We start from the raw sequence: 25,378 nt of genomic DNA, 5'->3' as shown, positions 1-25,378 counted from the left end.
AGCGGATAAGGCCGGCCACGGAAGGTACCCCCAAATGTCTTACAACGCCGCAGGCGTACCCGAGAAGTTCGCCATGCTCGGGCTCACGTTCGATGACGTCCTGCTGCTGCCCGGGGCCTCCGCGGTGCTGCCGAACCAGGTCGACACCTCCTCGCGGGTCTCCCGGAACGTCCGCGTCAACATCCCGCTGCTGTCCGCGGCGATGGACAAGGTCACCGAGGCGCGGATGGCCATCGCCATGGCCCGCCAGGGCGGCGTCGGCGTGCTGCACCGCAACCTGTCGGTCGAGGACCAGGCCAACCAGGTCGACCTGGTGAAGCGCTCCGAGTCCGGCATGGTCACCGACCCGATCACGGTCGGCCCGGACACCAGGCTCGCCGAGGCCGACGCGCTGTGCGCCAAGTTCCGCATCTCCGGCGTCCCGATCGCCGACGAGTCCGGCAAGCTGCTCGGCATCGTCACCAACCGCGACATGGCCTTCGAGTCGGACCGCACCCGCCGGGTCCGCGAGATCATGACCCCGATGCCGCTGATCACCGGCAAGGTCGGCATCTCCGGCGAGGACGCGATGGCGCTGCTGCGCCGCCACAAGATCGAGAAGCTCCCGCTGGTCGACGACGAGGGCCGGATCAAGGGCCTGATCACGGTCAAGGACTTCGTCAAGGCCGAGCAGTACCCGAACGCCGCCAAGGACGCCGAGGGCCGTCTGCTGGTCGGCGCCGCCGTCGGCGCCAGCGCCGAGGCCTTCGACCGGGCCCAGGCCCTGGTCGAGGCGGGCGTGGACTTCCTGGTCGTCGACACCTCGCACGGCCACAGCCACAACGCGCTGGCCTGGATCGAGAAGATCAAGTCCGCCGTCAAGGTCGACGTGGTCGGCGGCAACGTCGCCACCCGCGACGGCGCCCAGGCGCTGATCGACGCCGGCGTGGACGGCGTCAAGGTCGGCGTCGGCCCCGGCTCCATCTGCACCACCCGCGTGGTCGCCGGTATCGGCGTCCCGCAGATCACCGCCATCTACGAGGCCGCGCTGGCCTGCCAGGCGGCCGGCGTGCCGGTCATCGGCGACGGCGGCCTGCAGTACTCGGGCGACATCGGCAAGGCGCTCGCCGCCGGTGCCGACACCGTGATGCTGGGCTCGCTGCTGGCCGGCTGCGAGGAGTCCCCGGGCGAGCTGCTGTTCATCAACGGCAAGCAGTTCAAGTCCTACCGCGGCATGGGCTCGCTGGGCGCCATGCAGTCCCGCGGCCAGGGCCGCTCCTACTCCAAGGACCGCTACTTCCAGGCCGAGGTCGCCTCGGACGACAAGCTCGTCCCCGAGGGCATCGAGGGCCAGGTCCAGTACCGCGGCCCGCTGTCGGCCGTGCTGCACCAGCTGGTCGGCGGCCTGCGCCAGACCATGGGCTACGTCGGTGCCGCCACCATCGCCGAGATGGAGAGCAAGGGCCGCTTCGTCCGGATCACCTCGGCGGGCCTCAAGGAGAGCCACCCGCACGACATCCAGATGACCGTCGAGGCGCCGAACTACTCGTCGCGCTGACCCGCTCGACCCCGGAAGGGCCCGCCACGGCGGGCCCTTCCGCGCGTCCGGGGACCGGGCCGTCGGGGCGCCACCAGCGCTGGTACGGGATACTGGGGGCGGCCGGGGTGACCCGGCGGGCATGAGCAACAAACCAGAAGGGCTCGAAGTGACTGAGATCGAGATCGGGCGAGGCAAGCGCGGCCGCCGGGCGTACGCCTTCGACGACATCGCCGTCGTCCCCAGCCGGCGTACGCGTGACCCGAAGGAGGTCTCGATCGCCTGGCAGATCGACGCCTACCGCTTCGAGCTGCCGTTCCTGGCCGCCCCCATGGACAGCGTGGTCTCGCCGCAGCAGGCCATCGCCATCGGTCGCCTCGGCGGCCTGGGCGTGCTGAACCTCGAAGGCCTCTGGACCCGCTACGAGGACCCGCAGCCGCTGCTGGACGAGATCGCCTCGATCACCGACGAGGCCACCGCGACCCGCCGCCTCCAGGAGATCTACTCCGCGCCGATCCGCGCCGAGCTGATCAAGCAGCGGATCCAGGAGGTCCGCGACTCCGGCGTCGTCACCGCCGCCGCGCTCTCCCCGCAGCGGACCGCCGAGTTCTCCAAGGCCGTCGTGGACGCCGGGGTCGACGTCTTCGTCATCCGCGGCACCACCGTCTCGGCCGAGCACGTCTCCAGCGCCGCCGAGCCGCTGAACCTGAAGCAGTTCATCTACGAGCTGGACGTTCCGGTGATCGTCGGCGGCTGCGCCACGTACACCGCCGCGCTGCACCTGATGCGGACCGGCGCGGCCGGCGTGCTGGTGGGCTTCGGCGGGGGCGCCGCGCACACCACCCGGAACGTGCTCGGGATCCAGGTGCCGATGGCGACCGCGGTGGCGGACGTCGCGGCCGCGCGTCGGGACTACATGGACGAGTCCGGCGGGCGCTACGTGCACGTGATCGCGGACGGTGGCGTCGGGTACAGCGGCGACATTCCGAAGGCGGTCGCCTGCGGTGCCGACGCGGTCATGATCGGGGCGGCGCTGGCGCGGGCGACGGACGCTCCGGGCAAGGGCTTCCACTGGGGGATGGAGGCGGTCCACGAGGAGCTGCCGCGCGGGAAGCGGGTCGACCTCGGGACGGTCGGCAGCACCGAGGAGATCCTGACCGGGCCCTCGCACACTCCGGACGGGACGATGAACCTGTTCGGGGCGCTGCGCCGGGCGATGGCCACCACGGGCTACACGGAGCTGAAGGAGTTCCAGCGGGTCGAGGTGACGGTCAACCCGGCGCTGGACCACCGCTGACGGTCCGGTCCTCGGCTGACGGCCCGTTCTCCCTCCGGGGGGAGCGGGCCGTCGGTGTTCCCGGGGGTGGGGATCAGGTGCCGTTGGCGGAGCGGCGGGTGAGGAGGAAGCCGCCGATCAGGGCGATGGCGTAGAAGGCCAGGTCGAGGGGGCGGAGGTCGCCGCGCCAGCCGGTGAGGGTCTGGGGGAGGAGCGGGTGGGGGGTGGGGGTGGTGGCGAGGAGCAGGCGCAGGTGCTGGGTGAGTTGGCCGAGCAGGAGGGCGCCGGCGGCGAGGAGGGCGCCCAGGGGCGGGAGCAGCGGGTTCCGGCCGCCCAGGCGGCCGAGGGGGAGGGCGACCAGGCCGGCCTGGGCGATGGTGAGCCAGCCGAGGCTGTCGGCGGCGCGCAGGGGCGCGCAGCCGTAGGCGAGGCCGCCGAGGAGCGTGGCGAGCAGGGCGAGGGCGAGGGCCAGGGCGGTGCGGCGGCGGGGGGCCCGGCGGCGGGGGGCGGGGGTGTCGGGGGTGTAGCCGGTGACCGGGACGCCGGGCATGCCGGGGGCGACGTAGCCCTCGGGGGTGTCCAGGACCGGGGCCACCGAGAAGTGCTGGGCGGTGCGCGGGCGTGGCGACGGGCCGTCAGCGCCCGGTGCGGGTGCGGTCATGGGCATCGAGTCCCCCCGGAAAAACGATGAGCTGCCGAACGGTAGCAGCGCTCCGGGCAGATCATGGCGAGTTTTCGATCACAGATCGGGCACGGAGCGTCGCACCCGTTCCGGTTCGTCCCGGCTTGGGACGGGGGGCGGGTGGCCGCCACCTTCCCGGACAGGGGATGATGGAGGCTTGGGCGTTCGGGCCCGGGCCGGGCCGACGCGCCGTCACCACGACCGCCAGCAGCACATGGGGGAACGTTCCGAATGACCCAGGCGCAGGGTTCCACCGGCCGCCTCCTGGCCGGCCGCTACCGGCTGAACGGCGTGCTCGGACGCGGTGGCATGGGCACTGTCTGGCGCGCCGAGGACGAGATGCTGGGCCGGACCGTCGCGGTCAAGGAACTGCGGATGAACGCCAGCGTCGAGGAGGAGGAGAAGCACCGGCTGATCGTCCGGACGCTGCGCGAGGCGAAGGCCACCGCGCGGATCCGGCACAACTCGGCGGTGACCGTCTTCGACGTCGTCGACGAGGACGACCGGCCGTGGATCGTGATGGAGCTGGTCGAGTCCCGCTCGTTGGCCGACGTCGTGCGGGAGGACGGGCCGCTGGCGCCCGCCCGGGCGGCGGAGATCGCGCTGGACGTGCTGGGCGTGCTGATCGCGGCGCACGCGCTGGGCATCCTGCACCGGGACGTCAAGCCGTCCAACGTGCTGATCGGCGAGGACGGCCGGGTCGTGCTCACCGACTTCGGGATCGCCAGTGTCGAGGGCGACGCCTCGGTGACGTCCACCGGGATGCTGGTCGGCGCGCCCTCGTACATATCCCCGGAGCGGGCGCGCGGGCAGAAGCCCGGTCCGCCGGCCGACCTGTGGTCGCTGGGCGGGACGCTGTACGCGATGGTCGAGGGGCGGCCGCCGTACGACCGGGGGTCGGCGCTGGCCACCCTGACCGCGGTGATGACCGAGGACCTGACCACGCCGGTGAACGCCGGGCCGCTGCTGCCGGTGATCGAGGGGCTGCTGGAGAAGGACCCCGCGAAGCGGCTGGACGCGACGCAGACCCGCTCCATGCTCAAGCGGGTGGTGGCGGAGGCGACCGCGCGGGCGGAGTCGACCACCGAGCACGCGGTGCCGGTCGCGGGCGGGGAGAAGGCGGAGCAGAAGGACGCCGCCGGGGAAGGCAGCGCGCAGGAGGCCCCGGCTCCGGAGGAGACGCCGAAGGAGACGCCGAAGCGGACCGTGGGCGGGCTGCTGGGGACGGTCCGGGTGGGGAGCCGGGCCAAGGCCGTGGAGCCCGTGGCGGAGGCAGCGGGGCCGGCCGAGGCGGCCGATCCGGCCGCGTCGGCGCCGGCGACCGAGCCGATCCGGCCGGTGACCAGTGAGTGGACGATGGGCGCGACCCAGGCGGCCGGGGCCGATCCGCGCAAGGGACGGCGGCGGCTGGCCATCGCGACCGTGGTGGTCGTGCTGCTGCTGATCGCCGGGATCGTCGCGGTGGTCCGGGCGGTCGGTAGCGGGGACACCGGGGCGAAGGGGGCCGGCACGCACAGTGCGGGCGCCACCTCGCCGGCCGCGACCACCGGGGAGGCCACGCCGAGCGCGGGGCCGGCGGCGACGGGCAGTGCGCCGGCTCCGGGCGGCACGCCCACCGAGGCGCCGTCCTCGGCCGCGGTGCCGCCGCCGGCCGCCACCACCCCGGCACAGCCGCAGCCGCAGCCGTCGGCGTCGTCCGCGTCGAGCGATCCGGCGCCGACCCCGCCCGGTGGGGCGGTGCCGGCCGGGTTCCACGCGTACCAGGACCCGAGCGGCTTCTCGGTCGTGCTGCCGGACTGGCTGCAGCCGGCCGGGTCGGAGGCCAACCGGCGGATCTTCAAGAACTCCGCCGACGGCAGCCAGCTGCGGATCGAGTGGACCACCACGCCCGGCGAGAGCGCCCTGGCCGACTGGCAGGAGTCCGAGCCGAACGTGCGCGGCCAGGTGACCAACTACCAGCGGGTGAACCTGGCGGCGATCACCTACCGGCAGTGGACCAACGCGGCGGACTGGGAGTGGACCAACGGCACGCCCAAGAGCCACTCGCTCAACCGCGGCTTCGTGACGGGCAGTCCGGCCAAGTACGGCTACTCGATCTACTGGATCGTCCCGGACGCGCAGTGGGCCGCGCAGGCCCCGGCCCGGGACGTCGTCTTCAACACCTTCCAGCCGGCGCCGTAGGTCCGGTTCAGCCGAGCAGGCGCTGCTTGGCGAGGGTGAACTCCTCGTCGGTGAGCGCGCCGGAGACCCGGAGGGCGGCCAGGCGCTCCAACTGGCCGATGAGCTGCTCGCCGGCCGGGGACCCGGGAGCGGGTGCCGGAGCGGGCGGGGAGGTACGGGCGAGGCGGGCGGCCTCGCGGACCTGCTCGGCGAAGACCTCGGCCTTCGCCACGTCCTCGAAGCGGTGGGAGCCGGTCAGCGCGACGACGGTCAGCACCTCGCCGTTGAGCTTGGTCCGGGCGACGGTGGCGTCGGTGACGGCGGCGAGCGGAACCGGTACCGGAGGTTTCCCGTCCTTCAGGAAGAGCAGCCGGTGGGTGGTGAGGACCAGCACCCCCTTGCGGAAGTGGTCGGGATGGCGCCCGGCCGTGGAGGCGACGGGCTTCTCGCCCCCGATGACGGACGCCTCGACGGTGCGGACCGCCTCGGCCCGGTTGGCTTGGTTGCTGTTGCCCGCCATCTTGAAGGCGGTGTCGATCAGATCGGTCCAGTCCATGGGGCCGAGCGTAAAGGAGCCGATCAGTAGGCTGCTCGGTGAGCGAGAGGAACTGGCATGCGAGGCGGCCCGGGCCAGTTGTTGGCGGGGCGGTACCGGCTGACGGACCGTCCCGAACTGCTGCGCGCCTGCGCGGTGGACGAGCGGACCGGTGAAACGGTCCTGCTGCGCGCTGTGGAGCTGCCCGCGCTGCTGACGGCGGGTCAGGACCCGGACGAGCCGAACCCCGGGCACGGGGACCGCCTGGTGCGGCGGGTGGCGGCGGTCGGCGCGGCCGCCCCGTCGTGGCACCCGCGGCTGCTGCGCGGGGTCGGCGCCTTCGTCGAGGGCGAGCTGCTGTGGACGGTCGAGGAGCGCCCGGCCGGCCGGACGCTGGCCGAACTGCTCACCGCCGGACCGCTCCCGCCCTACCGGGCGGCCGAGTTGGCCGCCGACCTGGCCGGCGCGCTGCGGGCGCTGCACGAGGCCGGGCTCGCCCACGGCAATGTGACCGCCGAGTCGGTGCTGGTCTGCGAGGACGGCGCGGCGATGCTCGGCGGCCTGCTGGACGGGGTGGCGCAGGAGGCGCTGGCCGAGGACCTCGGCGGGCCCGGCGGGCGCCGCCGCTACGAGGTCCGGGCCACCCTGGCCGGTCCGGTGGCCGAGCGCTGGCCGCTGGACGGCGGCCCGGCCGGGGACTGCTGGGCGCTCGGGGTGCTGCTGCAGCGGATGGTCACCGGGCGCTCGCCGTTCCCGGAGCTCGGCGTGCCCGAGCTGGTGACGGCCGTGCGGGACGGGCGGCGCGAACCCTCCGTGGTCTGCGGGCCGGTGGCGCCGGCGGTCGAGCGGCTGGTGCAGCCCGACCCCACGCTGCGGCCCACCGCCGCGGAGCTGCGGGAGGAGCTGGCGGCGCTGCTGGTGGGCGCGCCGGAGCCGGCCGACGGGGAGCGGGCGGCCCGGGAGGTCGAACTGAAGCCCGACGCGCCGCTGGTGCCGCTGCGTCGGCGGCGCGCCCGGCCGGCGGCGGCGCCGGAGACCGGGGCGGGGAGTGCGAGGAGCCCCCGGATACGCCCGGCGCTGCTGGGTCCGCTGCTGGTCGGAGGAGTGTTCCTGCTGCTGGTGCTGGCCGTGGTCGCCGTGGTCCTGTTCGCAGGCTGACGGCCCCGGTTCGCGCCGGTCCGCCGGTCCGGCGGGTGGGCGAGATTACCGGGCTCGGCACGGTGCGCCTAATGTGTCCGTGGGATTTGTTCGAACAGCGGTCTGCGGCGGTCGTTCGGCCGTCGTGGCGCGGGTGGAAGCGGAGAGGGGGAGCGGTCGCCGATGGGCGTGCAGGACCGGCCGGAAGCGGCCGAGGCGGAGCGGTTGCTGGCCGGGCGGTACGAGCTCGGTGAGCGGCTCGGCCGGGGCGGGATGGGGACGGTCTGGCGGGCCTGGGACCGGATGCTGGACCGCGAGGTCGCGGTCAAGGAGCTGACCGTCAACCACCTTCCCGAGGAGGACCTGCAGATCCTGCACACCCGGATGAAGCGCGAGGCCAGCGCCGCCGCCCGGATCAAGCACCCCGGTGTGATCACCGTGCACGACGTGCTGGAGCAGGACGGCCGGCCGTGGATCGTGATGGAGCTGGTCGACGGCCGCTCGCTGGCCGACGTGATCAGCCAGGACGGCACCCTGCCGCCGCGGGCCGCCGCCGAGGTCGGCAGCCAGGTGCTCGCCGCGCTGCACCGCGGCCACCAGCTGGGCGTGCTGCACCGGGACGTCAAGCCGGCCAACGTGCTGCTGGAGCGCGGCACCGGGCGGGTCGTGCTGCTGGACTTCGGCATCGCCAAGTACGAGGGCTCGACCGAGCTGACCCGGCCCGGTGACCTGGTCGGTTCGCCGGACTACCTGGCCCCGGAGCGCGCCCAGGGCGAGCGGCCCGGGCCGGCCTCCGACCTGTGGGGCCTCGGGGCGACGCTGTACGCGGCGGTCGAGGGCCAGTCGCCGTTCCGCCGGGACTCGCCGATCACCACGCTGGCCGCGGTGGTCGACGAGCCGCTGCCGGAGTCGCGCCGGGCCGGTCCGCTCGGCCCGGTGCTGGCCGCGCTGATGGCCAAGGACCCGAACGACCGGCCGAACGCGGACGAGGCGGCCCGGATGCTGGCCGAGGTCCAGGCCGGGCACACCATGGGGCTCAAGACGGTCGGGTCGACGGTCGGCCCGGTGCGGACGCCCACCCAGTCGGTGCCGGTGGTGGACCGCCCGGCCGGGCCGGAGGGGACGGTGGCCTCGGCGCCGGAGGGCTCGGACGCCCCGGCCGCTTCGGAGGCGCCGACGGACCCGCGTCCGGCCGGGACCGCGGTGGCGGCCGCCGTACCCCCGGTCGGGCCCGAAGCCCCCGGGGGAGCGCACACCGCCGTCGGCGCGCCGGTCGCGCACCCCAGTGCGCCCGTGCGCGGTCCGGCCAAGCGCCGCAACCGGATGAAGCTGGTCGCCGTCGCGGTGGCGGTCGGCCTGCTGGCGGCCGCGGCGACCTTCCTCGCGACCCGGCACGTGGTCGGCTCCTCGACCGCCGACCCCACCCCGACCACCCAGCCCGACACCGCCGGGCCCACCGAACCGGACCAGACCGGCACCCCCGCCCCGGGGGCGCCCGCACCGGCCGGCTACCGCTGGGTCGACGACCAGGCCGGCTTCCGCTTCCCGCTGCCGACCGGCGGTCCGGCCTGGCAGCGCAGCCTCGGCACCGACGCCAACCAGATCTTCTACAGCCCCGACAACCGGGTGCACTACCTGCAGTTCGCGGTCACCGTCGGCCAGTCCGTCAAGCCGCTGGACCACATGCGGCAGATGGAGGGCAGCGTCTCCAAGTCGCTCAAGGACTACAAGCAGCTCCGGATGGCGAGCTCCGTGGTCAACGGCCACGAGGCGGCCACCTGGGAGTTCAGCTACGCGGCCAAGGAGGGCGGGCGCCGGCGGGCGATCGAGACCGAGTTCATCGACGAGGACGGCACCGCCTACGCGGTCTACGCGTCCAGCCCGGACAAGGACGGCGAGTGGCAGCAGGCCGAGCAGCGCTTCACCACGGTGCTCAACCACTTCACGCCGACCCGCTGAGCCCGACCGGCTGAGCCCGACCCGCTGAGCTCGATCCGCTGAGCCCGACCCGCTGGGCCCGGGAGGGGGGAGCGGGCCGTACGGGCGGAGCGCCCCGCTTTCGCCCGACTGCGGCAGATTCTTGTTACCGACGGGTACCGCACCGGGGCCCGAAGGCCTAGGCTGCGCCGTATGTCGGACCTCACAGCAGATGCAGTGGCCACCGAACACTCCGGCGCCGCCCCGGCGGACGGCAACCCGGCCGCCCCCGGCGGGGGCCGGACCGTCGCGACGGCCGTGCCCCGGTCCCTGGTCGAGCGGCTGGCCGGCGGGGTCACCGCGACCGGCGAGCCCAGTCTGGTGGAGACCGTCGCCCCGCTGACCGGTGAGCGGCTGGCCGGTCTGCCGCAGTCCACCCCGGCCGACGTCGAGGTCGCCTTCCAGCTGGCCCGCCGCGCCCAGGCGGCCTGGGCCGCACTGCCGGTGCGCCGCCGGGCCGCCGTCCTGCTGCGCTTCCACGACCTGCTGCTCAAGCGGCAGGACGAGGTGCTGGACCTGGTGCAGGCGGAGACCGGCAAGGCCCGGCTGCACGCCTTCGAGGAGGTGCTGGCCGTCGCCATGGCCGCCCGGCACTACGGGCGCGCCGCGCAGGGCTACCTCAAGGACCGGCGCCGCGGCGGTGCGCTGCCGGTGCTCACCCACACCGTGGAGGCCCGCCGCCCCAAGGGCGTGATCGGCCACATCTCGCCGTGGAACTACCCGCTGGAGCTGTGCGTCGGCGACCTGCTGCCCGCCTTCGTGGCCGGCAACGCCGTCGTCAACAAGCCCGACACCCAGACCGCGCTGACCGGCCTGTGGGCCCGCGAACTGCTGATCGAGGCGGGGCTGCCGGCCGACCTGTGGCAGGTGGTGATCGGCGACGGCCCGGTGATCGGCCCCGCCGTGGTGGAGCACGCCGACTACGTCTCCTTCACCGGCTCCACCCGCACCGGCCGCGAGGTCGCCCAGCGCGCCGCCGCCCGGCTGGTCGGCGCCTCGCTCGAACTCGGCGGCAAGAACGCCATGCTGGTGCTCTCCGACGCCGACCTGGAGGCCGCCGCCGCGGGCGCCGTCCGGGCCTGCTTCTCCTCGGCCGGGCAGCTGTGCATCTCGATCGAGCGGCTGCTGGTGCACCGCTCGGTGGCCGACCGCTTCCTGGAGCTGTTCGTCGCCCGCACCAAGGCGCTGCGGCTGGGCGGCGGTCTGGCGTACGGCGCCGACACGGGCTCGCTGGTCTCCGCCCGGCAGCTGGACACCACCACCCGGCACGTGGACGAGGCGGTCAAGGCCGGTGCCGTGGTGCTCGCCGGCGGGCGGGCCCGGCCCGACCTCGGCCCGTACTTCTACGAACCCACCGTCCTGGACGGGGTGACCCCGGAGATGGCGGTGTGCGGCGAGGAGACCTTCGGCCCGGTCGTCTCGGTCTACCGCTTCGACACCGAGGAGGAGGCGGTGGCCGCCGCCAACTCCACGCCGTACGGCCTGAACTCCAGCGTCTGGACCAGGGACCTGCGGCGCGGCCGGGCGGTCGCGGCCCGGCTGCGCACCGGGACGGTCAACGTCAACGAGGCCTACGCGGCCGCCTACGGCTCGGTCGCCGCGCCGATGGGCGGCATGGGCGACTCCGGTCTGGGCCGGCGGCACGGCGCCGACGGCATCCTGCGGTTCACCGAGGCGCAGACCGTCTCGACCCAGCGGCTGATGCCGATCGCGCCCTCGTTCGGCCTGGACGACAAGCAGTTCGCCGCCGTGATGACCGGCGGGCTGCGGGCGCTCAAGGCGCTGCGGTTCAAGTAGCGGTGCCCCCGGCCGGGGTTCCCCCGACCGGTCCGACCCCCTTTTTCGACCCCGAGGAGCAGAGGCAGATGGTGGAGTCCGGCGGTGCGGCGGAGTTCGACTACGACGTGGTCGTGGTCGGCTCCGGCTTCGGCGGTTCGGTCGCGGCGCTGCGGCTGACCGAGAAGGGCTACCGGGTCGCCGTCCTGGAGGCCGGGCGGCGCTTCGAGCGGGACGAACTGCCCCGCAACTCCTGGGACCTGCCGAACTACCTGTGGGCGCCGCAGCTCGGGCTGTACGGCATCCAGCGGATCCACCTGCTGGCCAACGTGCTGATCCTGGCCGGCGCCGGGGTCGGCGGCGGTTCGCTGAACTACGCCAACACCCTGTACGTGCCGCCGAAGGCCTTCTTCGAGGATCGCCAGTGGCGCCACATCACCGACTGGCAGCAGGAGTTGGCGCCGTTCTACGACCAGGCGCAGCGGATGCTCGGGGTCCGGCTGAACCCGACCGTCACGCCGTCCGACGTCCACCTCAAGGCGGCGGCCGAGCAGATGGGCGTCGGGGACACCTTCCACATGGCGCCGGTCGGGGTCTTCTTCGGGGACGGCAAGGACACCGACGGCACCGCCAAGGGCGCGCCCGGCGAGGAGGTCGCCGACCCGTACTTCGGCGGGGCCGGCCCGGCCCGCAAGGCCTGCGTGGAGTGCGGCGAGTGCATGACCGGCTGCCGGCACGGCGCCAAGAACATGCTCACCGAGAACTACCTGTACCTGGCCGAGCAGGGTGGCGCGGAGATCCACCCGCTCACCACCGTGGCCCGGATCCGGGAGTCCGGGGGCGGCTTCGCGGTGGACGTGCGGCGCACCGACTCCCGGTCGAGGACCGACCGGGTCAAGGCGGGCGCGCGGACCCTCACCGCGGCCCGGGTGGTGGTCGCGGCCGGTACCTACGGCACCCAGTCGCTGCTGCACCGGATGCGCGACGCCGGCCACCTGCCCCGGATCTCCGCCCGGCTCGGCGAGCTGACCCGCACCAACTCCGAGGCGCTGGTGGGCGCGCAGACCACCGACCGGCGCTACGGCGCCAAGGCGGACTTCACCAAGGGGGTGGCGATCACCTCCTCGATCCACCCGGACGCCAACACCCACATCGAGCCGGTCCGCTACGGCAAGGGCTCCAACGCGATGGGCGCGCTGTCGATCGCCCAGGTCAAGGGCGGTGGGAAGGGCCCGCGCTGGCTGCGCTACCTGGGCAACTCGGCGCTCCACCCGGTGACCTTCGCCCGGTCGATGAACCAGCGCGGCTGGTCCGAGAAGACGATCATCGGCCTGGTGATGCAGTCGCTCGACAACTCGATCACCGTCTCGCTCAAGAAGGGCCCGCTCGGCAAGCCCCGGCTCACCTCCAGCCAGGGCCACGGCACCCCCAACCCGACCTGGATCCCGGCCGCCGAGAAGGGCGCCCAGGCGCTGGCCGACGAGATCAACGGCTTCGCGGGCAGCACCGTCGGCGAGATCTTCGACATCCCGATGACCGCCCACTTCCTCGGCGGCTGCCCGATCGGCGACGCCCCCGAGACCGGCGTGGTCGACCCGTACCACCGGCTGTACGGGTACCCGGGGATCAGCGTGGTGGACGGCTCGGCGGTCTCCGCCAACCTCGGCGTCAACCCCTCGCTCACCATCACCGCGCAGGCCGAGCGGGCGATGTCGATGTGGCCCAACAAGGGCGAGGCCGACCGGCGCCCGGAGCAGGGCGGGTCCTACCACCGGGTCGCGCCGGTCGCACCGGTGCGACCGGCCGTGCCGGAGGGCGCGTTCGGCGCGCTGCGACTGCCGCTGCTGCCCGTCCCGGAGGTCCCGAAGAAGCAGGGCTGAACCCGCCCGGGAGGGCCAACCGGCCTGCGCCGCTTCCCGGTTGACAGTCGTTCGGGTCCGATGGGATAAACGGGCTCCCTGGGGGACCAGGAACTCGTCGAGCGGGGGGACTGCGGCCATGGCCAACTGCGCATCGTGCGGCGCGACTCGGGTGGTGGGGGCGCCCGCCTGCGGCTCCTGCGGTCGGCCGTGGGCGCCCCCGCCCCCGCCCCCGCCGTCTGCCGCGCCGCCGGTGCCGCTCGGACCGCCGGTACCGCCTGCCGCGCCGCCGGTGCCGCCGGCCGGGTACCCCCCGCCGCCGGGCGCCGGGTACCCGCCGGTCGGCGGCCCGCCCGCGCTGGGCAGCTGGGGCGCCGGCCGGCCGTACCAGCCGTCCTCGCCCGGCCGGCGGCTGCTGGCCGGCCCGGACTGGCGCCCCGCCCTGCGGGCCGCCGTCGCCCCGACCCTGGTGCTGCTGCTGGCCGCGCTGGTCGCGGCGATCCCGAGCGACTACACCTACGACCGGACCTTCCCGACGCCCGACTTCGGCGACCGCCTCCTCGCCACCCTGGCGATGGCGCTGAACGCGCTCGGGGCGCCGTTCCGGCTCGGCCTGCGGAGCCCGGTCGGCCGGGGCCGCTCGGAGGGCCTGGACGTCACCTTCTGGGTGGTGCCGATGACCGTCACCGTCCTGTGGGGCCTGGCCCTCTGGCTCGGCCTGCGGGCCGGGCGGCGCCGGCGCAAGGCGGACGGCACCCAGCTGACCCGCGGCCAGGCCGGCGGCGAGGCGCTGCGCACGGCGGTGGTGCTCGGCCTGGTGACCGCGGTGCTCGGCCTGGTCGGCAGCACCAGCTGGCAGCCCGCGACGGCCGAACGGAACCCGGACTACTACGGCACCGCGCTGAGCCTGGGGAAGCCGACGTACAGCACCGACTCCGGCTGGCTCTGGGCGGTCGGCTGGACCGTCCTGCTCGGCGGGCTGCTGGCCTTCGCCGTCTACGGCACCGACGCGCTGCGCTGGGCCGCCTGGCGCAACCGCTCGGTGCGCGGCTGGGCGGTCGCGGCGCTGACGGCCGGCCAGGCGCTGGCGCTGACCCTGGGCCTGGCCTCGGTGACGGCCTTCGTGCTGGTCGCGGCCAACAGCGACCGGGGCTGGCAGACGGCGGTCTCGCTGGCCTTCCTGCCCAACCTCGGCCTGGGGCTGCTCGGCCTGGGCTCGGGCGCGACCCTCCGGGCGGGCACCAGCCTGGGCGGGGACGCCCCGGGCTGGGGCGATCCCGGCGGCCGCCGGACGGAGTTCTCCTTCTTCGACCTGCACGACCAGAGCGCCGACTGGCGCTGGGCCGCCCTGCTGGCGCTCGCCGGGGCGGTGCTGCTCGGCTGGACGGCCCACCGGCGGCGGCTGGACGCGGCCGACCGGGTCCGGCTGGCGGTGGTGTACGCCGTGCTGCTGACCGGGCTGACGGCGGCGTCCGGCGGGCTGACCAGCTCGGCGATGTCCTTCCTGGCACCGGACTCAAGCGGCTGGGGCGGCTCGAACCGCTCGGTCACCACCCAGGACACCTCGGTCGGCCTGGTGTTCCTCGGCGTGCTGGTGGCCAGCGCGGTCTGGGCGGCGGTGGGTGCGCTGCTGGTGCCCGCGCTGCTGGCGGCGCTCGGCGGTCGCGACGCGGCGCTGTACGGCGCGGCGCCGTACGGCTCGGCGGCGTACGGGACGCACGGGACGGTGCCGCCGGAGGCGCCGTACCCGGCGGGGCCGCCCTACGGAGCGGTGCCGGCCCAGGCGCCGCCGCCCGGGCCGGTGGCGGCCGCGCCGGTGGCGGAGGCGTCGGCGGTGGCCGGGGTCAGCGAGGTGATCGGCTCGCACGAGGTGCCGCCGGCCCCGGCCCCCGCCGAGGCGCGGCCGGGCGAGGAGCCGGTGGACCCGACGGTCTGGCGCGACCACCCTTAGGGCCGGCGCGCGGCGGGGAAGCGCGCGGCGGAGAAGCGTGCCGCGGAAAGGGCAAAGGGCCCCGCGGGGGAACGGGGCCCTTTGTCGCTCAGCACGCGGCGTCAGGGCTGCGCCGGTGCTGGGGGGTGACGGCGCCGGGGGAGGAGCGCCGTCGGGTCGGTCGGCTCGTGGTGCGCCCGTGCGGCGCCGGCGTGGGTGGCCGGTGGCGCGGGACGCGCGGCTCCGTGCGGCGTGGTCGGCGGGCAGGTCTGCGCCGGTCCCTTGCTCACGGAGCGTGAGGTGACGACCGCTGTCGTCGTTCCGGACGGCGACTGCGGAGGCCATGGTCCGGGGCCCCACGGGAGGCCTGCCGGCCGCCGGGAGAACCGGTCACACCGAGCATCGTGGTGGACGGAGGGGCCGTTCTGCAACCGATTCGGCACAGTTCGGCACAGTCCATTTACCGGCGGCACCGCGTCGAATGATCACGGTGAGTAGTGATCTGGGGGGTTGCGGCGCACGGGGACGCGCGTAGCAGCGCGGGACGGCGGGGGTGGTGCGCCCGGGGCGCGGCCCGGATCGAAGGGCGGATCGAAGGGCGGTGCGACGGCCGGTCCCGGGCGTCCCCGGGGAGCCGGCCGTCCCACCTCTCGGCCCAGTCGCGGCCGGGGTCGCTGTCCCCTGCTGGCCGGCCGCGGCACCCGCGCACGGTCCCACGGAGCCGCTCCCCGGCGGGCCGGGGCGGCGGCGCCACATGCGCCGGTGGACTGGGGTGAAGCTCCACGCGTGGTCCTGCACCCGCACGGCGGTGCCCCGGTCGGGGCGGTGGCGGCGCGTCTGGCGGACGCGGCGCACTCGTGCGGTCGTCAGAAGCAACGAAGGGCGGCCCCGCCCGGTCACGGTCCTTTGGACGTGCAGACGAGTGAAACCGGACAGCCCGGTAGAATCGGTGTCCAGACACCCACACCCGTCCGCCGCCGCTGCCCTCCGTCGGGGAGGCGGCTGCGCGCGACACCTCGATACCGCTGATACCGCTGCCGGAAGGCCGTCTGTGTCCTCTGCAATTCCCGTCCAGTCCGTGCCGGACAACGACACCGTCCTGGTGGTCGACTTCGGTGCCCAGTACGCCCAGCTCATCGCCCGTCGGGTGCGTGAGGCGCGGGTCTACAGCGAGATCGTGCCGAGCAGCATGCCGGTCGCCGAGATGCTCGCCAAGAACCCCAAGGCGATCATCCTCTCCGGCGGTCCGTCGTCGGTCTACGAAGAGGGCGCGCCGCAGCTCGACCGTGCGATCTTCGAGGCCGGTGTCCCGGTCTTCGGCATGTGCTACGGCTTCCAGCTGATGGCCAAGACCCTGGGCGGCACCGTCGACAACAGCGGCGCCCGCGAGTACGGCCGCACCCCGCTGAAGGTCTCCCGCACCGGCTCCACCCTGTTCGAGGGCGTCCCGGCGGAGCACTCGGTGTGGATGTCGCACGGCGACGCCTGCTCCGCCGCCCCCGAGGGCTTCACCGTCACCGCGTCCACCGAGGTGGTCCCGGTCGCGGCCTTCGAGAACGACGAGGCCCGGCTGTACGGCGTCCAGTACCACCCCGAGGTGCTGCACTCCGACCACGGCCAGCAGATCCTGGAGCACTTCCTCTACCGCGGCGCCGGCATCGCCCCGACCTGGACCACCGGCAGCGTGGTCGAGGAGCAGATCGCCCTGATCCGCGCGCAGGTCGGCAACAAGCGCGCGATCTGCGGCCTGTCCGGCGGCGTGGACTCCGCGGTCGCCGCGGCCCTGGTCAACAAGGCCATCGGCGACCGGCTGACCTGCGTCTACGTCGACCACGGCCTGATGCGCAAGGGCGAGACCGAGCAGGTCGAGAAGGACTTCGTGGCCGCCACCGGCGTCCAGCTCAAGGTCGTCGACGCCTCGGAGCGCTTCCTGGGCGCGCTCAAGGGGGTCACCGACCCCGAGGAGAAGCGCAAGATCATCGGCCGCGAGTTCATCCGGGTCTTCGAGCAGGCCCAGGCCGAGATCGTGGCCGAGGCCGGCGCCAACGGCGAGTCGGTCGACTTCCTGGTCCAGGGCACCCTGTACCCGGACGTGGTGGAGTCCGGCGGCGGCACCGGCACCGCCAACATCAAGTCCCACCACAACGTCGGCGGCCTGCCCGAGGACCTCCAGTTCCAGCTGGTCGAGCCGCTGCGCAAGCTGTTCAAGGACGAGGTCCGGATGGTCGGCCAGGAGCTGGGCCTGCCGGAGGAGATCGTCCAGCGCCAGCCGTTCCCGGGCCCGGGCCTGGGCATCCGGATCGTCGGCGAGGTCACCCAGGAGCGCCTGGACCTGCTCCGCGACGCCGACGCGATCGCCCGCGAGGAGCTGACCGCGGCCGGCCTGGACCGCGAGATCTGGCAGTGCCCGGTCGTGCTGCTCGCCGACGTGCGCAGCGTGGGCGTGCAGGGCGACGGCCGCACCTACGGTCACCCGATCGTGCTGCGTCCGGTCTCCTCCGAGGACGCCATGACCGCCGACTGGTCGCGCCTGCCGTACGACGTGCTGGCGAAGATCTCCACCCGGATCACCAACGAGGTCCGCGACGTCAACCGCGTCGTCGTCGACGTCACCAGCAAGCCGCCGGGCACCATCGAGTGGGAGTGAGCACTCCCCGCGAAGCCTGAACAGCCGCGCCGTCGTTCCCGTAGTGAAGGGAACGGCGGCGCGGCCGTTCTCGGCCCCGGCCCCGGTACGTCCCACCGAAAGCGTGCAGGAGCGGGCAGAATGCGGACCGGACCTGTCAGGGAGTGGCAGGCCGCGAGGGAAGGTGTGCGGGATGTCGGAGGTCAGCGACTCCGAGGCGATCGACGGAGGGCCGGCCGGCCGGGCCGACCGGGCGGCCCAGCGGCGGGCGTTCGCGTCCAGGTACGCGCTGCTGCCGCTGCGGCTGTTCCTCGGCGTCACCTTCGTCTACGCCGCCCTGGACAAGCTCTCCGACGCGCACTTCCTGGCCGGCGCCGGCGACCCGGCCTCCTTCGTCTCGCAGACGCAGGCCGCCAAGGCGGGCGGCAGCCCGATCGGCTTCCTGCTCGGCCCCGCGCTGGACTCGCCGACGCTGTCCGCGCTGGCCATCGCCTTCGGTGAACTGGCGGTCGGCCTCGGCACCCTGCTCGGCCTCTGGGGCCGGATCGCGGCGCTCGGCGGCGCGCTGATCAACCTCAGCCTGTGGCTGACCGTCAGCTGGAACGTCTCGCCGTACTACCTCGGCAACGACCTCGGCTACCTGATGGCCTGGACCCCGCTGCTGCTGGCCGGCACGCCGTACCTGTCGGTGGACGGCTACCTCGCCCGCCGGGCCGGCCGGGACCGCGAGCGCGGGCTGACCGAGGAGCACGTCAAGCGCCGGGCGCTGGTGGACGGCGGCATCGCGGCGGTCGCGATCGGCGGCGCCGGGCTGCTGACCGGCTCGCTCACCCGCACCTTCGGCCGCGGCGGCAAGGCCGCGCCCAAGCAGTCCGCGGCCCCGGCCCCCGGCGGCACCGCGACGGCGCCCGCCGCGCCCGCCCCCAGCGTCGCCGCGGCGAGCGTGCCGGTCGGCGGCTCGGCCCAGGTCAAGGACCCGGCCACCGGGGACGGCGTCTACATCGTGCAGCCCAAGGCCGGCCAGTACTGCGCCTTCTCCGCCGTCTGCACCCACTCCGGCTGCGCGGTGGACGCCCCGAAGAACGGCCAGCTGTACTGCCCCTGCCACGGCTCCCGCTTCGACGCCGCGACCGGCGCCGTGGTCAACGGCCCGGCGGTCAAGCCGCTGCCCCGCTACGCCGTCAGCCGGAACGGCGACAAGCTGACCCTGGGCCCGCAGCAGAGCTGAGCCGCACGGCACGCCCTACTCGTCGCGGTCCGGCCGGCCCCGCCGGGCCACCGCGGCGACCGCGCCGGCCAGGCCGCCGACGCCGAGCACGATGAAGGTGACCGGGACGACGACGCGTCCGTTCACCGACCGGTCGTTGAGCGCCGCCACCAGGTAGAGCACGGCGATCACGGTGAACAGCCCGCCCGCGATCAGCGAGAACAGGTCGAGCCGGTGCTTCCTCACTGCTGGACCACCTTGATGTCGCCGATGCCGATGCCGAGTTGGAGGTCGATGGTGCCCTTGGACGGGCGGCCGTCCACCGGGCCGAGCTGGTAGACGTGCCGTCCGGTGCCGCCGCCCTGGCCGCCGGGGACGGTCACGTTGCCCAGGCCGACCCGGGCGACCAGGTCCACCGTGACGTCGGCCGGCACGGTGACCACCAGTTCGCCGGCCCCGAGGTCGACCTTGGTGGCGACGGTGCCGCCGGCCGGGTCCAGCCGGGAGAGGTCCAGCCGGATGTTGCCGGCGCCGAGGTTGTAGCGGTCCTTGAGGTCCGTGGCCGCGGCGACCGTCCAGGTGCGGTCGCCGACGGCGTCCTGCACGGTGTGCGGCGAGTGGCCGGCGAAGGCCAGCGCCAGCGTGGTCAGCAGGCCCAGCACCGCGAGCTTGCGGGCCTTGCCGAACTTCGCGGCCAGCAGCAGGGTCAGGCCGATCACCAGCAGCCCGGTGGCCAGCACCACGGTGCTCAGCCTGGTGACGTCGGTGTGGCCGACCGAGGCGGACCAGACCGCGGTGGCGGCGCCGATCGCCAGCAGGAAGCCGAAGAAGCCGAGCGGCGAGCGCTCCTTGGGGTGCCGGACGACGGCCGGCTCGCGCCGCTCCGGACGCTCCTTGCGCAGCGGGTCGCCGGCCGGGAGGTCGGCCCGCTGCCACCAGGCCTGGGCCGGGCCGCCCGGCGGCGGCACCTTGGGGCCCGCACCGGGCGGCGGGGTGCCGCCCTGGTCGGTGGCGCCGTACGGGTTGCGCTCGGGGTGGCGGGGGTCCCACAGGTAGCCGCTCGGGCCGGGGGCGGGGGAGTCGGCGGGGACGGTCCCGGCGGCCTGCGCGGCGGCGTGCCGGGCCCGGGCCTCGTCCGACGGCCAGCCCTGGCCCTCGGCATCGGGGAAGTGCCGGTCGTACGGGCCGCCGCGGCGGCGGCCGCGGCCCCGGAAACCGCCGCGGCGGCGCTCCGGGTCGTAGCGCACCGCCAGGAAGACCAGGCCGCCGAGCAGCAGCAGCGGGAACAGCTGGTCGCCGTCGCCCATCGAGGAGAAGAACACCCCGGTGCCGATCACGGTCAGCAGGACCGCGCCGATCGACTGGCCGTCGACCCGGCCGGTCAGCACCCGCTGGAGCTCGGTGCGCCCGCCGCGGCCCTTGCCCTCGCCGGCCTCGGTCGGGACGATCAGCCAGGCCAGGCCGTACAGGAAGAGTCCGAGGCCGCCGGAGAGGCAGAGCACCACGGTGACCACCCGGAACACCACCGGGTCGATGTCCAGGTGCCGTCCGAGGCCGCCGCAGACGCCGGCCACCACGCGGTGGTGCTCGGTCCTGGTGAGCGGCGGGCGCTCCGGTTCCGGCGGGGCGGTGGGCCCGGCCTCCTGGATGTGGTCCTCGGTCATGGGCACCATCCTTCCGGCAGCGGGCGGGCGGGCCCAACCGGGTAGGGCCCTGTCCCTACCCTGACTTCTCCCTGAGAGGACTGGGGGGCGCCACCCTGATGCGCCCGGAGGCGCCCGCGTGGAACCATCGGTGACGTGGCAGCACCCGGTACCGATCCCCGCCCCCTCGCCCCCGACGCCGCGGCGCCGGCCGGCGCCGACCCGAACGCGCCCGCCGACGGTCGGCCGCCCTACCGCCGGCTCTACCGCAGCCCGCAGGGGCGGATGCTGGGCGGCGTCGCGCACGGCCTGGCGGTGCACCTCGGGCTGCCCGTCCGCTGGGTCCGGCTGGCCTTCGTGCTGCTGTTCTTCGCGCAGGGGATCGGGGCGCTGCTGTACGCGGCGTTCTGGTTCGTGGTGCCGATCGGCATCGGCGAGCCCTCGCAGCGCGGCGGCACCCACTGGGTGAACGTCAACGGCGTCTACGTCCCGACCTCGCCCTGGCTGCGGCCGGGCACCCCGGTGACCAAGTCGGGCGGCGGCGGGTGGGTCGGCCGGCTGCGCGAACTGCTCCAGCACGCGCTCCAGGGCGAGCCGGTCGCGGCCGCCACCGCCACCGCCGCGGAGGGCGAGGGCGAGGCCGGCACCCGGCCCGGCGGCCGGACCGGGCAGGGCGGCATCGGCCAGCTCGCCGCCCTGGTCATGGTCGTGATCGGCCTGATCGCGCTGCTGAACGTGCTCGGCTGGCAGACCGCCAAGCCGTACACCTGGCCGCTGCTGGCGATCGGCGTCGGCGTCGCGCTGGTCTGGCGGCAGGCCGACGACTCGCGCTGGCAGCGCTGGTTCGGCATCGAGGAGGGCGAGAAGCGCCGCAGCGCCTACACCCGGGTCGGCGCGGGCGTGCTGCTCGCGGTGGTCGGCACCATCGCGCTGCTCGCCATGCAGGGCAGCGGCTCCACCCTCGGCTCGGTGATCGAGGCCTCGCTCGCCGTGCTGGCCGGCGTGCTGGTGCTGCTCGGCCCGTACGGCCTGCGGCTCTGGCAGGACCTCGGCGCCGAGCGCACCGCCCGCATCCGGGCCCAGGAGCGCGCCGAGATCGCCGCGCACATCCACGACTCGGTGCTGCACACCCTCACCCTGATCCAGCGCCGGGCCGAGGACCCCAAGGAGGTGCTCCGGCTGGCCCGCTCCCAGGAGCGCGAGCTGCGGCTGTGGCTGTACCGCCCGGAGGCCGCCGCCGAGGCCGCGCCGGACACCATGGCGGAGACCCTGCGCGCCGCCGTCGCCGAGGTCGAGGACCGGCACGGCGTCCCGGTCGAGCTGGTCATCGTCGGCGACTGCCCGATGGACGAGAAAGTCGCGGCACAGATGCAGGCCGCGAGGGAGGCGACCGTCAACGCGGCCAAGTACGGTGGCGGGGGACCGGTCCAGGTCTACGCCGAGGTGGAGGGGAGGACGGTGTCGGTGTTCATCCGCGACCACGGACCCGGCTTCGACCCCGACACGGTGCCCGAGGACCGGATGGGCGTACGGGAGTCGATCATCGGCCGGATGAAGCGGCACGGCGGCACCGCGCGGGTGCGGCCGGCGGCGGGCGGCGGCACCGAGGTCGAGCTGGAGATGGAGAGAACGAATGACTGAGGCAGAGCCGGGGCGCACGGCCAGGGTCGTGCTGGTGGACGACCACCGGATGTTCCGGACGGGGGTCCGGGCCGAGATCGGCCGCACCGACGTGACCGGGATCGACGTGGTGGGCGAGGCCGACGACGTGGACTCGGCGGTCCGGGTGGTCGCCGAGACCAGGCCGGACGTCGTCCTGCTCGACGTCCACCTGCCCGGCGGCGGCGGCGTCGAGGTGCTGCGCCGCTCGGCCGGCGTGATGGGCGAGCAGGGGGGAGTGAAGTTCCTGGCGCTCTCCGTCTCGGACGCCGCCGAGGACGTCATCGGCGTGATCCGCGGCGGAGCCCGCGGCTACGTCACCAAGACCATCACCGGCACCGACCTGGTCGACGCGATCTTCCGGATCGGCGACGGCGACGCGGTCTTCTCGCCCCGGCTGGCCGGCTTCGTCCTGGACGCCTTCGCCGCCACCGACACCCCGCCGGTGGACGAGGACCTGGACCGGCTCACCCAGCGCGAGCGCGAGGTGCTGCGGCTGATCGCCCGCGGCTACGCCTACAAGGAGATCGCCAAGCAGCTCTTCATCTCGGTGAAGACCGTCGAGAGCCACGTCTCCGCCGTCCTGCGCAAGCTCCAGCTCAGCAACCGCCACGAGCTCACCCGCTGGGCCACCGCCCGCCGCCTGGTCTGAGCCCCGCGTCGTCGTCGAGCCCGCCCGCCCCGGATCCCCCGGGGCGGGCGGGCTTGTCGGTGGGTGGCCATAGACTCGTCATTGCCATGAGTAGCCTCTTTGACGACCTCCCGCTCCCCGGTTTCGAGGCACCCGCCGCCGGGTCGAAGCAGCCCGCCGTGCCCGTCGACGCCGCCGACGAGGAGCCCCCGCCGTACGAGGACGAAGTCCCGTACGACGCGTACGAGGAGGCGATCCCGGACGGGCTGTTCCACACGACTGCTTTCAATCAGCCGAGTGGCGCCGCCGAGGCCGAGCGGGACGCCTGGTACCGCAACGGCTCCGCGCGGACGGTGGTCGACCCGGCGCAGCTGCTGGAGGGGATGAACGACCCCCAGCGCGAGGCCGTGCTGCACGCCGGCTCGCCGCTGCTGATCGTGGCCGGCGCCGGCTCCGGCAAGACCCGGGTGCTGACCCACCGGATCGCCCACCTGCTGGGCGCCCGCGGGGTGCAGCCGGGCGAGATCCTGGCGATCACCTTCACCAACAAGGCCGCGGGCGAGATGCGCGAGCGCGTCGAGGCGCTGGTCGGCCCGCGCGCCCGGGCGATGTGGGTGTCCACCTTCCACAGCGCCTGCGTGCGGATCCTGCGCCGCGAGTCCAAGCTGCTGGGCTTCACCTCCAGCTTCTCGATCTACGACTCGGCCGACTCCCAGCGGCTGATGTCGCTGGTCTGCCGCGACCTCGACCTGGACCCCAAGCAGTTCCCGCCGAAGTCCTTCACGGCGAAGGTCAGCAACCTCAAGAACGAGCTGATCGACGAGGAGACCTTCGCCGACCAGGCCGCCAACCCGATGGAGAAGAAGCTCGCCGAGGCGTACGCGCTCTACCAGCGGCGGCTGCGCGAGGCCAACGCGCTCGACTTCGACGACATCATCATGACGACGGTGAACCTGCTGCAGGCCTTCCCGGACGTCGCCGAGCACTACCGCCGCCGGTTCCGGCACATCCTGGTCGACGAGTACCAGGACACCAACCACGCCCAGTACATGCTGGTCCGCGAGCTGAGCGGGGGCTCGGTCGCCGCCGCCCCCAGGCGCACCGTGGACGGCGAGTTCGTGAACCCGGCCGCCGCGCACCTCGCCGAGGTGCCGCCCGCCGAGCTGTGCGTGGTCGGTGACGCGGACCAGTCGATCTACGCCTTCCGCGGCGCGACCATCCGCAACATCCTCCAGTTCGAGGAGGACTACCCGAACGCGACCACGATCCTGCTGGAGCAGAACTACCGCTCCACCCAGACCATCCTGAGCGCCGCCAACGCCGTCATCGAGCGCAACGCCAACCGGCGCGAGAAGAAGCTCTGGACGGCCGGGGACCACGGCGAGAAGGTGGTCGGCTACGTCGCGGACGACGAGCACGGCGAGGCCCAGTTCATCGCCGACGAGATCGACCGGCTCACCGACAAGGGCGAGGCCAAGCCCGGCGACGTCGCGATCTTCTACCGCACCAACGCCCAGTCCCGGGTGTTCGAGGAGGTGTTCATCCGGGTCGGCCTGCCGTACAAGGTGGTCGGCGGGGTGCGCTTCTACGAGCGCAAGGAGGTCCGGGACGTCCTGGCCTACCTGCGGGTGCTCTCCAACCCGGAGGACACCGTGCCGCTGCGCCGGATCCTCAACGTGCCCAAGCGCGGCATCGGTGAGCGGGCCGAGGCGATGGTCGACGCGCTGGCCGCCCGGGAGCGGATCTCCTTCGCCCAGGCGCTGGTGCGGGTCGACGAGGCGTACGGGATGGCCGCGCGCTCGGCCAACGCCGTCAAGAAGTTCAACGTCCTGATGGCCGGGCTGCGCCAGGTCGTCGAGTCGGGCGCGGGCCCGGCGGCGGTGCTGGAGGCCGTCCTGGAGGAGACCGGCTACCTGGCCGAGCTCCAGGCCTCCACCGACCCGCAGGACGAGACCCGGGTGGAGAACCTCCAGGAACTCGCGTCGGTGGCGCTGGAGTACGAGCAGGACCCGGGCGAGCGGCCGGACGCCGGGGAGGACGGCGCGCCGCCGGTCGGCTCGCTGGCCGACTTCCTGGAGCGGGTCGCGCTGGTCGCCGACTCCGACCAGATCCCGGACGACGACGAGGAGGGTCAGGGCGTCATCACGATGATGACCCTGCACACCGCCAAGGGCCTGGAGTTCCCGGTCGTCTTCCTGACCGGCATGGAGGACGGGATCTTCCCGCACATGCGGGCGCTCAACCAGGTCAAGGAGCTGGAGGAGGAGCGCCGGCTTGCGTACGTCGGCCTCACCCGGGCCCGCGAGCGGCTCTACCTGACCCGTTCGGTGCTGCGCAGTGCCTGGGGGCAGCCGGCCTACAACCCGGCCTCGCGGTTCCTGGAGGAGATCCCGGGGGCGCTGGTCGAGTGGAAGCGGACGGGGGCGGCCCAGGCGCCGGTCCAGCGCGGCTTCTCCTCGGGCTCCTCCTGGGGCAAGTCCTCGTCCGGGGGCGGGAGTTCGCGGTCCTCGTCGTCCGCTTCGGCCGCGCCGAAGGCGGGCTGGGGGCAGTCGGTGCGGCGCGGCGGCAAGGTCGTGGAGCGCGAGGTCGCCTCGCTCGCCGTCGGCGACCGGGTCACCCACGACACCTTCGGGCTGGGCACCGTGGTGGGCGTGACGGGCGCCGGCGACAACGCGCAGGCCGAGGTGGACTTCGGCTCGGGCGGCCGCAAGCGGCTGGTGCTGCGCTACGCGCCGGTCGAGAAGCTGTAGGGCGTCCGCGGCGG

17 protein-coding genes and 1 pseudogene are annotated in these 25,378 nt (G+C 74.3%); 14 read left to right on the top strand and 4 right to left on the bottom strand.

What is annotated here, in order from left to right:
* Positions 1-34 precede the first annotated feature (34 nt).
* Together guaB and ACFWXO_RS01260 are read left to right on the top strand one after the other, a co-directional pair.
* Positions 35-1,537 (top strand): IMP dehydrogenase, encoded by a 1,503-nt coding sequence (guaB, locus tag ACFWXO_RS01265; RefSeq protein ID WP_375882150.1) that lies wholly within the window; start codon positions 35-37, stop codon positions 1,535-1,537.
* A 148-nt stretch (positions 1,538-1,685) separates the two neighbouring features.
* A complete protein-coding gene (locus ACFWXO_RS01260) occupies positions 1,686-2,813 on the top strand; it encodes a GuaB3 family IMP dehydrogenase-related protein (RefSeq protein WP_375882152.1) in 1,128 nt (375 codons plus the stop codon).
* A gap of 73 nt (positions 2,814-2,886) precedes the next feature.
* On the opposite strand, the gene ACFWXO_RS01255 is transcribed toward ACFWXO_RS01260, so the two are convergent.
* Entirely contained in the window at positions 2,887-3,453 is a 567-nt protein-coding gene (locus tag ACFWXO_RS01255; protein WP_380521210.1) for a hypothetical protein, read from the bottom strand.
* Between the two features lie 252 nt (positions 3,454-3,705).
* Here ACFWXO_RS01255 and ACFWXO_RS01250 point away from each other — a divergent pair, with 252 nt between their 5' ends.
* A complete protein-coding gene (locus tag ACFWXO_RS01250; RefSeq protein WP_380521208.1) occupies positions 3,706-5,655 on the top strand; it encodes a serine/threonine-protein kinase in 1,950 nt (649 codons plus the stop codon).
* Positions 5,656-5,662: 7 nt separating this feature from the next.
* On the opposite strand, the gene ACFWXO_RS01245 is transcribed toward ACFWXO_RS01250, so the two are convergent.
* Positions 5,663-6,190: an SHOCT domain-containing protein gene (locus ACFWXO_RS01245; protein WP_380521206.1), complete on the bottom strand. Its 528-nt coding sequence runs from the start codon at positions 6,188-6,190 to the stop codon at positions 5,663-5,665.
* Between the two features lie 57 nt (positions 6,191-6,247).
* Here ACFWXO_RS01245 and ACFWXO_RS01240 point away from each other — a divergent pair, with 57 nt between their 5' ends.
* From ACFWXO_RS01240 to ACFWXO_RS01205, 8 genes and pseudogenes are all read left to right on the top strand, one after another.
* Complete coding sequence (locus ACFWXO_RS01240; protein ID WP_380521204.1) at positions 6,248-7,327, top strand: protein kinase; 1,080 nt, start codon at positions 6,248-6,250, stop codon at positions 7,325-7,327.
* Positions 7,328-7,489: 162 nt separating this feature from the next.
* Entirely contained in the window at positions 7,490-9,265 is a 1,776-nt protein-coding gene (locus tag ACFWXO_RS01235) for a protein kinase (RefSeq protein WP_380521202.1), read from the top strand.
* A gap of 171 nt (positions 9,266-9,436) precedes the next feature.
* On the top strand, positions 9,437-11,080 hold the full coding sequence (locus ACFWXO_RS01230; RefSeq protein ID WP_380521200.1) for a succinic semialdehyde dehydrogenase: 1,644 nt from the start codon (positions 9,437-9,439) through the stop codon (positions 11,078-11,080).
* A gap of 68 nt (positions 11,081-11,148) precedes the next feature.
* Complete coding sequence (locus ACFWXO_RS01225; RefSeq protein ID WP_375882172.1) at positions 11,149-12,939, top strand: GMC oxidoreductase; 1,791 nt, start codon at positions 11,149-11,151, stop codon at positions 12,937-12,939.
* A gap of 271 nt (positions 12,940-13,210) precedes the next feature.
* Positions 13,211-14,869, top strand: coding sequence for a hypothetical protein (locus ACFWXO_RS01220; protein ID WP_380521198.1), 1,659 nt, complete (start codon positions 13,211-13,213; stop codon positions 14,867-14,869).
* 1,057 nt (positions 14,870-15,926) lie between these two features.
* Positions 15,927-17,495 carry a glutamine-hydrolyzing GMP synthase gene (gene guaA / locus ACFWXO_RS01215; RefSeq protein WP_375882178.1) on the top strand — a complete coding sequence of 523 codons (1,569 nt, stop codon included), beginning with the start codon at positions 15,927-15,929 and terminating at the stop codon, positions 17,493-17,495.
* 172 nt (positions 17,496-17,667) lie between these two features.
* Positions 17,668-18,201, top strand: a pseudogene (locus ACFWXO_RS01210) (DoxX family membrane protein); the annotation flags it as partial.
* Between the two features lie 42 nt (positions 18,202-18,243).
* The gene (locus ACFWXO_RS01205; protein ID WP_380521322.1) at positions 18,244-18,702 is read left to right on the top strand and encodes a ubiquinol-cytochrome c reductase iron-sulfur subunit; all 459 of its coding nucleotides are present in this window, start codon (positions 18,244-18,246) and stop codon (positions 18,700-18,702) included.
* A gap of 15 nt (positions 18,703-18,717) precedes the next feature.
* Here ACFWXO_RS01205 and ACFWXO_RS01200 read toward each other — a convergent pair whose 3' ends face one another.
* Entirely contained in the window at positions 18,718-18,927 is a 210-nt protein-coding gene (locus ACFWXO_RS01200) for a hypothetical protein (RefSeq protein WP_375882181.1), read from the bottom strand.
* A complete protein-coding gene (locus ACFWXO_RS01195; RefSeq protein WP_380521195.1) occupies positions 18,924-20,345 on the bottom strand; it encodes a PspC domain-containing protein in 1,422 nt (473 codons plus the stop codon). Before ACFWXO_RS01195 ends, ACFWXO_RS01200 begins: the two co-directional genes overlap by 4 nt.
* A gap of 264 nt (positions 20,346-20,609) precedes the next feature.
* Here ACFWXO_RS01195 and ACFWXO_RS01190 point away from each other — a divergent pair, with 264 nt between their 5' ends.
* The 3 genes from ACFWXO_RS01190 to pcrA all read left to right on the top strand — a co-directional run bounded on the left by ACFWXO_RS01190 (position 20,610) and on the right by pcrA (position 25,364).
* Complete coding sequence (locus ACFWXO_RS01190) at positions 20,610-21,965, top strand: PspC domain-containing protein (protein WP_380521319.1); 1,356 nt, start codon at positions 20,610-20,612, stop codon at positions 21,963-21,965.
* Positions 21,958-22,635, top strand: a complete 678-nt coding sequence (locus ACFWXO_RS01185; RefSeq protein ID WP_375882185.1) for a LuxR C-terminal-related transcriptional regulator — start codon at positions 21,958-21,960, stop codon at positions 22,633-22,635. The genes ACFWXO_RS01190 and ACFWXO_RS01185 overlap by 8 nt, the downstream gene beginning before the upstream one ends.
* A gap of 86 nt (positions 22,636-22,721) precedes the next feature.
* Complete coding sequence (gene pcrA, locus ACFWXO_RS01180; RefSeq protein ID WP_380521194.1) at positions 22,722-25,364, top strand: DNA helicase PcrA; 2,643 nt, start codon at positions 22,722-22,724, stop codon at positions 25,362-25,364.
* The last annotated feature ends 14 nt before the right edge of the window (positions 25,365-25,378 follow it).

Origin of the sequence: Kitasatospora sp. NPDC059088 (assembly GCF_042738155.1) — a bacterium.
GTDB lineage: Bacteria > Actinomycetota > Actinomycetes > Streptomycetales > Streptomycetaceae > Kitasatospora.
The sequence above is the reverse complement of the archived record's forward strand: the minus strand, read 5'-3'. Positions and strand labels throughout refer to the sequence as shown.

Coding starts and splice junctions, on each gene's coding strand:
- ACFWXO_RS01230 (WP_380521200.1), top strand. CDS start 9,437: ATGTCGGACCTCACAGCAGATGCAGTGGCCACCGAACACTCCGGCGCC.
- guaB (WP_375882150.1), top strand. CDS start 35: ATGTCTTACAACGCCGCAGGCGTACCCGAGAAGTTCGCCATGCTCGGG.
- pcrA (WP_380521194.1), top strand. CDS start 22,722: ATGAGTAGCCTCTTTGACGACCTCCCGCTCCCCGGTTTCGAGGCACCC.
- ACFWXO_RS01185 (WP_375882185.1), top strand. CDS start 21,958: ATGACTGAGGCAGAGCCGGGGCGCACGGCCAGGGTCGTGCTGGTGGAC.
- ACFWXO_RS01190 (WP_380521319.1), top strand. CDS start 20,610: ATGCTGGGCGGCGTCGCGCACGGCCTGGCGGTGCACCTCGGGCTGCCC.
- ACFWXO_RS01235 (WP_380521202.1), top strand. CDS start 7,490: ATGGGCGTGCAGGACCGGCCGGAAGCGGCCGAGGCGGAGCGGTTGCTG.
- ACFWXO_RS01195 (WP_380521195.1), bottom strand. CDS start 20,345: ATGACCGAGGACCACATCCAGGAGGCCGGGCCCACCGCCCCGCCGGAA.
- ACFWXO_RS01240 (WP_380521204.1), top strand. CDS start 6,248: ATGCGAGGCGGCCCGGGCCAGTTGTTGGCGGGGCGGTACCGGCTGACG.
- ACFWXO_RS01245 (WP_380521206.1), bottom strand. CDS start 6,190: ATGGACTGGACCGATCTGATCGACACCGCCTTCAAGATGGCGGGCAAC.
- ACFWXO_RS01255 (WP_380521210.1), bottom strand. CDS start 3,453: ATGACCGCACCCGCACCGGGCGCTGACGGCCCGTCGCCACGCCCGCGC.
- ACFWXO_RS01225 (WP_375882172.1), top strand. CDS start 11,149: ATGGTGGAGTCCGGCGGTGCGGCGGAGTTCGACTACGACGTGGTCGTG.
- ACFWXO_RS01250 (WP_380521208.1), top strand. CDS start 3,706: ATGACCCAGGCGCAGGGTTCCACCGGCCGCCTCCTGGCCGGCCGCTAC.